9 protein-coding genes are annotated in these 13,352 nt (G+C 61.4%); all 9 read left to right on the forward strand.

What is annotated here, in order from left to right; all coding sequences use genetic code 11:
* Positions 1–29 precede the first annotated feature (29 nt).
* The 9 genes from ACFX5Q_RS14650 to ACFX5Q_RS14690 all read left to right on the forward strand — a co-directional run bounded on the left by ACFX5Q_RS14650 (position 30) and on the right by ACFX5Q_RS14690 (position 13,347).
* Positions 30–2,075 (forward strand): type I secretion protein, encoded by a 2,046-nt coding sequence (locus ACFX5Q_RS14650; RefSeq protein WP_404278970.1) that lies wholly within the window; start codon positions 30–32, stop codon positions 2,073–2,075.
* Positions 2,076–2,816: 741 nt separating this feature from the next.
* Positions 2,817–5,000, forward strand: a complete 2,184-nt coding sequence (locus tag ACFX5Q_RS14655) for a type I secretion system permease/ATPase (protein WP_404279060.1) — start codon at positions 2,817–2,819, stop codon at positions 4,998–5,000.
* A 14-nt stretch (positions 5,001–5,014) separates the two neighbouring features.
* Positions 5,015–6,355 (forward strand): HlyD family type I secretion periplasmic adaptor subunit, encoded by a 1,341-nt coding sequence (locus ACFX5Q_RS14660; RefSeq protein ID WP_404278972.1) that lies wholly within the window; start codon positions 5,015–5,017, stop codon positions 6,353–6,355.
* A gap of 34 nt (positions 6,356–6,389) precedes the next feature.
* Entirely contained in the window at positions 6,390–8,066 is a 1,677-nt protein-coding gene (locus tag ACFX5Q_RS14665; RefSeq protein WP_404278974.1) for a GNAT family N-acetyltransferase, read from the forward strand.
* A 270-nt stretch (positions 8,067–8,336) separates the two neighbouring features.
* Positions 8,337–9,185: an ABC transporter permease gene (locus ACFX5Q_RS14670; RefSeq protein WP_404278976.1), complete on the forward strand. Its 849-nt coding sequence runs from the start codon at positions 8,337–8,339 to the stop codon at positions 9,183–9,185.
* Entirely contained in the window at positions 9,182–10,033 is an 852-nt protein-coding gene (locus ACFX5Q_RS14675) for an ABC transporter permease (protein WP_404278978.1), read from the forward strand. The genes ACFX5Q_RS14670 and ACFX5Q_RS14675 overlap by 4 nt, the downstream gene beginning before the upstream one ends.
* Positions 10,034–10,048: 15 nt before the next feature.
* Entirely contained in the window at positions 10,049–11,047 is a 999-nt protein-coding gene (locus ACFX5Q_RS14680) for a 4-hydroxyproline epimerase (RefSeq protein WP_404278980.1), read from the forward strand.
* A 341-nt stretch (positions 11,048–11,388) separates the two neighbouring features.
* Positions 11,389–12,282 (forward strand): dihydrodipicolinate synthase family protein, encoded by an 894-nt coding sequence (locus ACFX5Q_RS14685; protein WP_404278982.1) that lies wholly within the window; start codon positions 11,389–11,391, stop codon positions 12,280–12,282.
* Between the two features lie 75 nt (positions 12,283–12,357).
* Positions 12,358–13,347 (forward strand): GlxA family transcriptional regulator, encoded by a 990-nt coding sequence (locus tag ACFX5Q_RS14690; protein ID WP_404278984.1) that lies wholly within the window; start codon positions 12,358–12,360, stop codon positions 13,345–13,347.
* Positions 13,348–13,352: the final 5 nt, after the last annotated feature.

Raw genomic sequence — 13,352 nt, forward strand, 5'->3', positions numbered from 1 at the left:
GCGAATGATCTCAAGATACGGAGGCTACCGTGTATTCCATGCAGCTGGACAAGATCACCGAAGCAATCTCGCATTTCATCGGAATGCTCGAAATCTCGGTCGAGGAAGCACGGCAGCTTAAGACCTACGACGATTTCAAGATTGCCGAGACCGTCAAGGACGAGACCCCCGACCTTCCCAACACGGATATCAACGTCAAGGCGCCTTACACCCTGGACGATTTCGATCCGCACGTTCCGTATATGGGGCTCAAGCCTGAACTGGTGCCGTACACCGTTAGCACGAGCTTCTGGTACACGCCTCCCGAAATTCCGAACCCCGGCCATCTGAACCCGGGCCACCACCTGTTTCATATCCCGCAACTGCCGGGGTTCGGCGGCCACATGGTCCTGCCGCACATCGAACCTCCAGGCGCGGTCGCCAGTTACATCAACCAACAAATCCACCTGTCCGACAACGACTATGTCGGCGCCGGAGGGCACGGCCTGGTATTCACCCCGGCAGCCGACGACGGCAGCCAACTGGCTTCCCTGATGAACCGCGCAGCGGAACTGTCGCCGCTCGACGATCTGGCAATGCCCGGCTCCGGCGCGGACATGGCAGCCACCGTCGTCGCGGCGGGCGACCGCATCGCGGCCTTTGCCGCAAGCTCCGACGGCGACGCGAACGTTTTCGTGTTGCACCCGGACGCGGCCTCGGGGCCGATCTTGGGAACCTATGTCAATGGACAGCTGGTCGACGAAGCCGACGCGCCAAAGGCGGAGGACCATCTCAATATCCTCAAGGAACAAAACGACGACTCCGACGCAACCGAGGAAGGCGCCAACAAGGATGACTACAACACGCCTCCGGACTCCTCCGACTTCATGTCGGGTTGGGGCAACGGCCTGCTGAACCCTTGCGTCGAATTGGAAGCCGGCGGCAACACGCTGGTCAATTCGGCCGTGCTGACAAACAACTGGACAACGACATCTGTCGTCGCCGTTGTCGGAAACAGCTATGAAATCAATGCCATCATTCAAATCAACGCGAGCTGCGACACCGATGTGGTCAGCTCCAGCCTGAACGGGTGGACGTTGGGCAACGCCCCCGACGAGAGCTTCAACATCGCGATGTTCAAGCACATCGATCCGTCGGCCGGCAGCGAGGCGCCAACCGCGGCGGACGGTTTCCCCGCCGCCTGGGTGGTGACGCAAGTTACCGGCGACCTGATCATCATGAACTGGATCCAGCAGTACAGCTTCATGACGGACAACGACACCTCGATCCTGTCCTCGTCCGGCGTCAGGACCGTGGTCAGCACCGGCGACAACACGGCGATAAACGACGTGTCGATCAATGAGCTGGGTCAGTACTACGACCTGATCATCATCGGCGGCAACATCTATGACGCCAACATCATCCATCAGCTCAACGTGCTGCTCGACAATGATCTCATCGGCGCTGTGGATGGTTTCGAGACGTCCGGAGAGGGCTCGTACTCGACCGCCGGGAACCTGCTCTGGAACGACGCCACGATCATCAATGTCGGCGGGCAGAACCATTTCGAGACATTGCCGAACTCCTATCTGCAGGCGGCCCACGATATGGCGGCCGGCAAAGACGCCAGCCATGGCGACATCCTGAAGGACGAGGCATTCCACGGTGTCGGTCACTTGCGGGTTCTCTACATCTCGGGCGACCTGCTCAATGTGCAATACGTCTCCCAGACCAACGTGCTGGGCGACAGCGACCAGGTCGCCTTGGCGATGAACCAGTTCGTCGCCCATCCCGAAGCGGAATGGACAATCACCACCGGCGGCAACCAGGTGGCAAACTTTGCCGGCATCGTCGACGTCGACGGCACCGACAAGACCTATGTGGGCGGCGAGCACTATTCGCAGGAGATCCTGATCCAGGCAGACATCATCTCGTGCGATCCGGAACTCGGCGGGCAGAATCCGGACGCGCTGGTGAACGAAGCGGTCGCCTTCCTGGTCGACGACACCACCGACGACGATGCGCAGATAGACCATCCGATCGTGCCGACGCCGGACCACGTCCAGGCCGACGGCATGCAGACAATTTTGGCCTGATCTGAGATCCGGGGGGATATCATGACCGACGATCGCGACCTGGCTTGGGAAACGTTTGCCGAGGATCTGGAAGCAGCCTTGCAGGAGGGCGACCAGGCACCGCCGAGTTCCGCAACGCCCCGCAAGACACTTTCGAACGCCTTGCAGCAGCATGAGCGGGCCATCGACCGGACCATCAAGGCAATCGACAACGTCATCGACCAACTGCACGACGTAGCGGCCCGCCCGCAGACGAAGGTCGAGCAGGATCGGGCCCTGCCCCAATCCCGCAACCAGGCAGCCGAGACCGCCCACCGCACTCCCGCACCAGAGCAGGCCACACCGCCTGCCGCCGCCTCCCAGGCCAGGATGGCACCAGCCGCCGGAGCATCGGCGCCACCCATCGCAGCGAAGCTTGCGCCTGCGCCAAGCTGCGGCGAGATCAAGCCAGCCGGCACGGCGGCGACCCCAGCCGCAGCCCCACAGTCCGTGACGGGGAGAAAGCCGACGGCCGATCCTGCCGCGCCTGCGCCCGCCATGCAGGAGAAGCGGCTAGAGGACAAAGCGATCTCCGCAGGACAGACGACCGCGCGTTCAAGCGACCCGTCCGCCCAGGCGCGTCCCGATGGCGCGCCGGCACCGGCCACCGTGCCAACCCCGAAGCCGGCGCCCGCCAGCGACAAGGCGACCGCTGAATCCTCCGGTCAGCCCGCCCGCGCGGAACCAGCCCGCCCGGAGCCGGCCCGGCAACCAAACCAGAGCATCACGGCCGGCGCCAGGGAGATCAATGCCACGGCCTCGCCCGAGCCCGTCCCGCCACGCGAGAGCAGGTTCCCGCGGCCGGCGCCAAAGCCGGAGCCAGGGGCAGCTTCGACGGCGGAGAACCAAGGCGCTTCGGCCGCGCCAGCGGCCAGACCGGAGCCTGTGCTGCGACGGCCTGCTGAACCGCTGGCCAAGGCAGCACCTGGCGCTCCCGGGACACCTGGTGCTCCCGGAACACCTGGTGCTCCCAGAACACCTGGTGCGCCTGGGACACCTGCTTCTCCCAAAACATCCGAGATGAAGGACGTCCCCAAAACACCGGGCATGATCGTCATAGAAGGCGACACGGGTCCGATAAAGGCCAAGGAACCGCACCAGGGCGGCGGGTCTCCTCCCAGCGACGACGACAGCGGCCGGCGCGGCGGCGGAGGCAGTGGCGGCGGCGGCGTCTTTCACAAACGCCTCGGCCCGGTCGATTTCGGCGCTTCTCTCAAAGCCGGGTTGCGAGCGGTCAAGAAGAACCTGCTCATCGTCATGCTGTTCACGGTCGCCTGCAATGTGCTGGTCTTGGCGATCCCGATCTATCTGTTCCAGATCTCGGATCGCGTTCTTACCAGCCGTTCCGCCGACACCTTGATCATGCTGACGGTGGTGATTGTCGGCGCGGTGGTCTTGCAGGCGGTATTCGATGCGCTTCGCCGCTTCATCCTGATGCGCACGGCGGTCGAGGTCGCGGCCCAGCTGGGCGCACCGATCCTCAGCGCCGCGGCCAGAGCCTCCCTAAACAGCAACGGCAAAGAGTATCAGGTCCTGGGTGACCTGCAGCAGCTGAGGACATTCCTGACATCCGGCACGCTGCTGTCGTTCCTCGATGCGCCGATGGCTCCCTTCATGATGCTGGCGGTGTTTCTCATCCACCCGCACCAGGGCTTCATCGTCATGGCCTCGGCGCTGCTGCTCCTGCTGATCACGATCCTCAACCAGCGCGCGACGGCGGCGGCCTTCGGCGAGGCGAATGCGCATCAGAGCAAGGCTAACATCCATCTCGATTCGATGTCGCGCAATTCCCAGATCATCAATGCGCTGGCCATGATTCCCGAGGCGGTGCGGATCTGGGGCAAGGACACGGCAAACTCCCTGCGCGCACAGGTGATCGCGCAGGATCGCAACATCGTCTTTGCTTCGCTGTCGAAGGCCGTGCGGCTTCTGACCCAGGTGACCATGCTTGGCTGGGGCGCCCATCTGTCGATCGACGGCCATCTCACCGGCGGTATGGTTATTGCCGCATCGATCATCGCCGGCCGGGCTTTGGGTCCGATCGAAGGCGCCATCGAGGGCTGGAACCAGGTCGTGCATTCGCGCGCCGCCTACGGCCGCATCGCATCGCTCCTGCAGTCGTCCCCGCTCAATTTCGAACGGCTGAACCTGCCGCGGCCGGAAGGCCGTCTCGACGTCGAACGCCTTCTTTTCGTGCCCCAGGGGACCAAGCGCGTCGTGCTCAACGGCATCTCGTTCGCGCTCTCGCCGGGCGACTCCTTGGCGATCATCGGCAATTCGGGCGCCGGCAAGACGACGCTGGGCAAGATGCTCGTCGGCTCGATCCTGCCCACATCAGGCAACGTCCGGTTGGACCTGATGGATCTGCGCAACTGGGATCCGCGCCAGTTCGGCGAGAACATCGGCTACCTGCCCCAGGACGTTCAGCTGTTTCCGGCCTCGATCAAGGCCAATATCGCCCGCATGCGCGACGACGCGACCGATGCCGAAATCTACCAGGCCGCCGCGCTGGCCGACGTCCATGAAATGATCTCCACTCTGCCGCACGGCTACGAGACCTTCGTGGCCGCCGACGGGGCGCCGCTGTCCGGCGGGCAGAAGCAGCGCGTCGCCCTTGCGCGCGCCTTTTTCGGCAATCCTCGCCTGGTCGTGCTCGACGAGCCGAACTCGAACCTGGACTCGGCCGGCGACGCGGCGCTGGAGCGCGCGCTGCAACACGCCAAGGAGCACAAGATCACGGTCATCACCATCACCCAGCGCCCATCCCTCCTCAAGAGCGTCGACAAGATCCTCCTGCTCGTCAACGGCACCGTCGCCCTGTTCGGCATGCGCCAGGATGTGCTGCAGGCATTGGCGAGCCGCGGGCTGAGCATCGAAGGCGGGGCGTTTGGTCATCAGATCCAGTAGCCGGGTAATCAAAAATGACAACCGAGATCGCAAAAGTTCACGACATGCAGTGGTACTCCGAGGTGCCACGCTCGATCTGGAAACAGACCGTGGTAGGCGTCCTGCTCATCTCGGTGGCCTTCGGCGGCTTCGGCACATGGGCTTTCACGGCGCCGCTGGCATCCGCCATCGTTGCCCAAGGCAGTTTCGTTGCCACCGGGCAAAACAAGGTCATTCAGCATCTCGAAGGCGGCATCATCAAGGAAATCCTGGTCAGCGAAGGCGACCATGTCAGCCTCGATCAGCCGCTGGTCAGGCTTGACGAAACCGCCGCCCAGACCAACGAACGGCAATTGTTCCTGCGAAAGGCCAGGCTCGAGGCCATCGCCGCCCGCTTGAATGCCGAGGTGCAAGGCAGCGCCGGGATCCAGTTTCCATCGATCATCCTCGACAACCGGCACGACCCAGAAGTCACGCCGATCATGGAGAGCCAGCAACTCAACTTCGAGGCTGCGGAACGCAAGCGTGACAGCGAGATAGGGCTGTTCGATCAGAACAAGAAGGCGATGGAATTCCGCAACGAAGGGATCGAGGAGCAGATCTCGTCAGTCCGGCGGCAATTGCAATTCCTCAAGGAGGAATACCAGGGCAAGAAAAAGCTTCTCGACCAGGGTTTGATCCGCGGAACCGAGGTGAAGGCGATCCAGCGGGCAATGGCGGACGCGGACGGCCAGATCGGCAAGATGCTGGCGGAAGTTTCCGAGAACCGCGAACAGATCGTCAGGTTCGAGCAGCAGATCACCCAGACGAAGGACGCCTACCGCCAGGTAGCGCTCCAGGAGTTGCAGAGCCTGGAGGCCGAACTGGACGCGGTGCGCGAGCAGTCACGCGAGGCGCAGAATGTGCTTCGCCGTGTCACCATCAATGCGCCGGTGCCCGGCACGATCATACGCATGCATTACCACACCGCCGGTGGCGTCATCGAGAGCGGCAAGGCCATCCTCGAGATCCTGCCTTCAGACGTGCCTTTGGTCATCGAGGCGCAAGTCCCTCGCACCGACATCGACAACGTCAAGGTCGGGCAGCAGGCCTCGATCAGGCTGATCGCGCTCAACCGGCGCACCACGCCGGTTCTGGAAGGCGAGGTCTACTACGTCTCGGCCGACGCGCTGCCTGAGATGAGCGGCCCCACGCCCAAGGAGGTCTATCTGGCGCGCGTACGCTTGCCGGCAAGCGAACTGGCGAAGGCGCACGGCTTTACGCCGACACCGGGCATGCCTGCCGAAATACTGGTGCAAACCGAGTCGCGGACGTTCTTCAGCTATCTGACGAAGCCGATCGCCGACAGCATGGCCAGGGCATTCATGGAACAGTGAGCTTCGCAAACAAGGGACAAATTCGGGGGGAACCATGCATATCGATGTCATCACGACACGGGAGGGCCTCAACGGGCTCAGGCAGAACTGGGACGATCTTTACGAGAAGGACCCCGAAGCCCAGTTCTTTCTGTCCTGGACGTTCCTGTCGTCCTACCTTCGCCGGTTTGAAGGCGCCTGGTCCATTCTGGCGGCACGGTCGGGACCGCAAGGGTCTCCCTATGTCGCCCTGCTGCCGTTGCGGCTCCGCACCAGGCTGAACAAGAAGACCGGCTTTTGCCACAACGAAATCAACATGGGCGCAAACTACGCGGCCGACTATACGGGCATCGTTTGCGCGCCAGGCTTTGCCGACCGCGCGATCCCGGCGCTTGCCAAACATCTCATGAAGATGAACTGGGCCAAGCTGCATCTCGAAAATCTGCGCATGTCGGAGAAGCGACGCCGCCTGCTGCTCGACAACCTTGCCGACAAGCGGCTGACCGCCCAAAGGATGCAGCGCGTCAACAAGACCGACAATGTCGACAACTGCATCTGCCCGGCCACCAACCTGCCGGGGGATTGGGACGCTTATCTCGAGCAGAAGATCAGTTCAAACACGCGCCAGAAGATCAGGCGCTTCCTGCGCAAACTGGACGGGTCGGACGAATTTCGCATCACCCATGCCGACGCCTCGACGATCGACCGCGACATCGGCATCATCCTCGAAATGTGGCGCATCAAATGGGCGCCGCGGAAGGGCAACCTTCTGCCCGGCCTTTTGAGATCCAACCGGATACTGTTCAAGGATGCCTTCGAGAGCGGGACGCTGTTCCTGCCCATTCTCTGGCATCACGACAAACCGCTCGCAGGCTTGGCGTTCCTGGTCGACCCGGTCAAGAAGGCGATGCTCTTCCACCTCGCCGGACGCGATGAGACCGCCAACGAAATCCCGCCGGGACTTGTGCTGCATGCCTATTGCATTCGCCGTGCGATCGAGCAGGGCTTCCGCAGCTACGATTTCCTGCGCGGCAACGAGTCCTACAAATATTCATTCGGTGTCGAGGAGACCAGAATTCATTGTGTTCTGATCAAAACGAGGACGGGCCGAAATCTCGGTGACCGGCTTGACGCCAGATCCGTGGCAAGCGTGCTTGAGCAGGCGACCAAATTCCACGAGGCGGGCAAGCTGGCCAATGCCGAAAATGCCTATCGCCAGATTCTCGAGATTGATCCGCGCCATCCTCGTACCCTCTACGGACTGGGTCAATTGCTCGCGGCCAAGAGGGATCACTGGTCAGCCGCCGATACCTTCGGCTCGCTGGTGGAGATCGCACCAAAATCGATCAAGGCATGGTCGCGGCTTGCCGTTGAACTGCATGCGCTCAGTCGCCATGCCGAGGCCGCGGACGCCTTCCGCAAGGTGCTTGAGCTCAATCCGGAGCTGCCCGGGGCACAGTACGGCCTTGGCCGCTGCCTGGCGGAACTTCGGCAGATTGACGAAGCGGCGAAGGTGTTGAGCGCGGTGCAGGATCGATCAGAAGGTCCCGTAGACCCGCTGCTTCGCGCCAAGGCACGCATGCAGCTGCAAAAACTGAAGCAAGATGCAAACCCCTGTTACATCAGGCGGGATCCGGTGAAGGCAGAGTCGCCGATGTTTGCGCATGCAAGCGCCAACGCATCGATCCTGTCTCTCGCAAAAGGGCCGATTTCCACCGGCCCTGCCGGCTAGACCGCTTGCGTCCACCGCCGCATGCTTCCGGCTTCGGCAAGGAGCTCGCAACACCTTCGTCGTGTTGCATACTATCGATGTAGCCCGCAAAGATGGAGTTCTTGCGGATGTTTTTGGGGCCGTAGAAGACGCAGATCATGCTGCAATCATCAGCCTATGGGCGTCGTAAATGGCAGCATGAATGTTCCGGCTGGCGACCGCATCCGTCACCATCCGTGGTTTGCTGCGTGGTGTTGCCGGGAAGCCTGCAGGATAGCTCGGGAGGGTGAGATGGACATTTCAGTCATTACCGACACGTTCGATACCTGGACGGATTCTGCGCTCGGTTGGATCAACGACAACGGCGAATGGTTGTTTGAATTTTTCAGGACCGTGCTCGAAGGGACCTACGACAGCGTGCTGTGGTTGTTGCAGCTCGCACCGTTTTACATGATCGCGATCATCGCAGCGCTGCTCGCATGGCGATTGATCAATGCCTTGGCTGGCGTCCTTGCGGGGCTTGCCTTGGTCTTCTGCGCGGTCATGGGGCTCTGGACCGAAACCATGAGCACATTGGCCCTGGTGATGACCGCCACGATCCTCGCCCTTGTCGTCGGCATTCCCATTGGCATTGTGGCAGGCTTCGTCAGGTCCTTCGATCGATTGCTCGAGCCAGTGCTCGACCTGATCCAGACCCTGCCACCTTACATCTATCTGCTTCCTGCAATTGCGCTCCTTGGCTATGGACCCGCAACCGCACTTGTCGCCACGATTATCGTAGCAATGCCTCCGGCCATCCGACTTACGTCCCTGGGCATCCGGATGACGCCGCACGAATTCATCGAGCTTGGCCAAGCATGTGGTCTGACGCCCTGGCAGATGTTCATCAAGGTCAGGCTTCCTTTCGCCATCCCAAGCGTAATGGCCGGGATCAACCAGAGCCTGATGATGGCCTTCGGCATGGTCGTCATAGCCGGCATCGTCGGTTCAGGAGGGCTCGGAGAGACAATCTATTCAGCCGTGCGCACGCTCGACATCGCCACGTCGATAAACGCCGCCATCGCGATCGTCATCCTGACCATGGTGCTCGACAGACTCACCCAGAGCGCGGCCCGCCGCGCCAGCGGAGGCGCAAGATGAACGTTGATCTGGTCCAGTTTTCGCCAGGGGCTTACCTGGCCCCAGCCGTGGATTGGCTGAATGCCAATTACCACCCGTTCTTCGATGCCGTGACCAAGCTGATCGAGGCGGTGCTGAGCGGCATCGAAGCAGTTCTTCTCTACCCGCCGCCATACGCGACGATCGTCGTGGCTGTCCTTCTCGCCGCATTCTTCATCAGCGTCCGGGTCTCGGTGGTGACGGCCGTCGCGCTTACGTTCTGCTTGCTGGCGGGTTTTTGGACCGCCTCGATGCAGACGCTGGCGTTGGTAGCGGTAGCGGTGATCATTTCCGTGTCGATCGCTTTCCCGCTAGGCATCCTGGCATCACGCTACAGGAAGTTCGAGGCTGCCATCCGCCCCGTTCTGGATATCATGCAGACCGTCCCGCCGTGGGTCTATCTCATCCCCGCCGTCATGATCTTCAGCCTCGGCCGCGTTCCGGCGATCATCGCCACGATTGTCTACGGCATTCCGCCGATGCTGCGCCTGACAACTCTGGCCTTCAACCAGGTGCCGAAAGACCTCCTGGAACTCGGTCATGCGACCGGTACTTCGCCGCGGTCGATTCTGTTCAAGATCGAAATCCCGTCAGCTACCCCGACACTGCTGGTCGGCCTCAACCAGTGCATCCTGCTGTCGCTGGCGATGGTTGTCCTGGCGGGGCTGGTCGGAGCAGGCGGCCTCGGCGCCGAGGTGACGAGGGGATTGACGCGGATGGAAATGGGTCTGGGCCTGCGGGCCGGACTGTCGATCGTCGCGCTTGCCATCTTCCTCGACAGGCTTTCCAGAGGCGCATTGGATCGGCGCCGCCGACCAGGAATGGCGTAGGCGAAAGGAAAACGCATGCGCCGCAGCTTCTTCTGCATTGATTCCCACACCTGCGGAAATCCCGTGCGCCTGGTCGCGGGAGGCGGCCCCTTGCTGCCCCACATCCCCATCGCCGAGCGACGTGAGCTGTTCGTGCGCGATCATGACTGGATCCGGCAGGCACTGATGTTCGAGCCGCGCGGACACGACATCATGTCGGGCGCGATCATCTATCCCGCCTACCGTCCGGACTGCGATTTCGCCGTGATCTTCATCGAAGTCAGCGGATGCCTGCCGATGTGCGGCGCCGGCACGATCGGCCTCGTGACTGCGGCAATCGAAGAAGGGCTGGTAACGCCCCGGGTGCCCGGCAAACTGTCAATCGAAACTCCAGCCGGCAGGGTCGATATCCAATACGAGAAGCCGGGCGAGTTCGTAGACTCCGTCCGGATGTTCAACGTTGCCAGCTATCTGCATGCCGCGGACGTCGCCGTCGATGTCCCCGGTCTCGGTCGGCTGGTCGTCGACATCGCCTATGGCGGAAATTATTACGCTGTCGTCGAGCCGCAGGAGGCGTGGCAAGGCCTGGACGGCATGTCGGCGAGTGCCATCGTGGATCTCAGCCGTAGCCTTCGCGAAGCGCTCGAGCCCGTCTGCAATCCCGTTCATCCCGAAGATGACAGGATACGCGGCGTGGACCACGCCATATGGTGCGACACGCCCTCAAGCAGCAACGCCGACGGCCGTGGCGCGGTGTTCTACGGCGACAAGGCCATCGACCGCTCGCCGGGCGGCACTGGAACTTCGGCTCGCATGGCGCAACTCTGTGGCAAGGGACGACTGAAGGTCGGCGACACGCTTCGCCAGGAAAGCCTGATCGGCACGGTGTTCGAGGGCCGCGTCGAGGCGGAGGCCGACATCGGCCCCTTCAAAGGCATCAAGCCCAGTGTCGGCGGCTGGGCGCGGATCATCGGCCACAACACGATATTCGTCGACGATCGCGATCCATTGGCCCACGGATTCCAGATCAAGTAGGCGGTATTGGGCGCGTGGGGATAGTCAACAGAGTTGGATGAACGTCAACGGCGGTACGGAGGCTTTTGTGGGTCTAGGCACTGACGACGCGTCCTACTACAGCTTACCTGTTCCTATAACAGCAGGAAGCCAGAGAATTTCTCGGTCACCGCACCGACCTCAAGGCAACTAACAGGGAACTGAATTATAGCGTTCAGGAGAACAGTCCAGGCTATCGATACGCACGGGGGCACTCCAACGCGCGTCGTCCGGGATATTGGGCCTGAACCCGGACCGACTACACCCAGCAGAAATCAACGTGACTTGACCTGCCCAGTTCAGACCACAACGAGGATATCGAGATGGAACAGTTTCCCTTTGAGGGCCTAAACCTAGCGCTTACCACGCCATTTGACTCGACAGGGGCGGTCGATTTCGCAGCCTTCGAGTCCCTGATTGAGCGCTACATTCTGACAGGTGTGCGCGGATTTGTCCTCAGTTCCGGCACCGGAATGCATGTCTATCTGTCGGAGCCAGAATCCAAAGAACTGATTGCCCGCGGCTGCAAGGCCATCAATGGTCGCGCGACCATTGTTGCCCAAGTTTCAGCTCTTATGCTGGATGATATCGTCTCGCGCACAAAACATGCGGCCGATCATGGCGTAAACGGCGTTATGGTTTTGCCGCCCTTCTTCGAAGGGCCGACCGACGACGCTGGGATCATCGATTTCTATGCGGAAGTCGCGAAGGCGAATGTCCCGATTATTGGATACAACGTGCCAAATGCCGTCGGTGTCGAGATCACGCCGGCCTTGTTTGAGCAACTGGCCAGTATCCCAAACTTTGTCACCGTCAAGGATAGCAGTGGCGACCTCATCGGCCAAGGAAACCTCATTCGAACCGGTTTCCCCGTCATGAACGGCGCCGACCCACTTGTGCCATATGCTCTCTATGCCGGCGTAAAAGGCTTGATTTGGGGTGGCGCTAACTTTGCCCCCAAAAGCTGTCTCGCCCTTGTGGAAGCGGCGAAGCTCGGTCTTTGGGACGAAGTCCGTCAGATCTGGCGGCGCCTCGAGCCTGCGATGTCGCTGATCTGGAAGGGCGACTACGTCCAATCAGTATACGCAGCCGCGGACTTGGTTGGCTATGGTGCCGGCGCTCCCCGCCGCCCCCTGTCGGCGTTGAACGCAGACAAGCGTGTCGCCCTCCGCAAAGCATTGGAGCCGCTGATCGAGTTCGAAGGCGCAACTCCATAGGGGAGTGATCCCTTCAGTGGGGGACATCAGGGCCTGAATTTCGGAACTCACCAATAGCCAGAGGTTCGAGCGGACATGAAATCAGCCAATGAAGCTCCGGGGGCCGGCCGATTGAAGATCGGCTTTATCCTCGCTCGTTCCTTCACCCTTTCCGCATTCGCCCTGTTCGTCGACACGCTCAGATTGGCGAGTGACGAGACCGACAAATCCGGCAGGGTTTTGGCTGATTGGCAGGTGCTGGCGAGCACCAGGCACCTGATCACCTCGAGTTGTGGCGTGCAAGTCGCTCCAACATCGGATTTCGTGGACCCCAGGGAATTGCACTACATCGTTGTCGTCGGCGGTCTGCTCAACAACGAGTTCCCGGTCGACAGCGAGACAGTCAGCTACCTGAAGAGAGCGGCGGCCAGCAAGGTTCCCCTGATCGGGGTTTGCACGGGCACGTTCATCCTCGCTGAGGCGGGCCTGATGAAATACCATCGGACTTGCGTAAGCTGGCTCCACTATGAGGCTTTCCGCCAGCGCTTCCCGGATCATGACGTCAGGGCGGACCGCTTGTTTAATCTCGACCAAGCCAGAGGTTCTTGTGCCGGGGGCAGCAGCGCGGCCGACATGGCCGCGTCGATCGTCAGGCGCCACATCAGCAATGAGGCTGAGAGAAACGCCCTCGAAGTGTTGCAGATCGAGAAGGCGCGCGCGCCCTCGGACATCCAGCCGCGCCGGCCCCCGTTCATCGAGTGCAAAAACCCCCGGCTCAAGGCGGCGCTCATCATCATGGAGAACCATGTCGACAACAAACTCTCCATACCCAAGTTGGCGGCATCCGTCGGATTGTCCCGGAGGCAGCTCGAGCGCCTCTTCAGGGAAGAAACAAAGAACTCTCCGGCACTGGTTTACCTTAGGGTGCGTCTTGAGCGGGCGAAGCGCCTCCTGATGCAGACCAAGGCTCCGATGATCGAGATTGCCATCGAGGTCGGGTTCGAAAACGCCTCGCACTTCTCGAAGGTCTTCCACAGGACGTTCGGGCAACCGCCAAGCAAGTTCAGGTCAGAGATTTCAAACTGACTTGT

The sequence above is a fragment of the Mesorhizobium sp. IMUNJ 23033 genome, from assembly GCF_044778005.1.
GTDB classification, from domain to species: domain Bacteria; phylum Pseudomonadota; class Alphaproteobacteria; order Rhizobiales; family Rhizobiaceae; genus Mesorhizobium; species Mesorhizobium amorphae_A.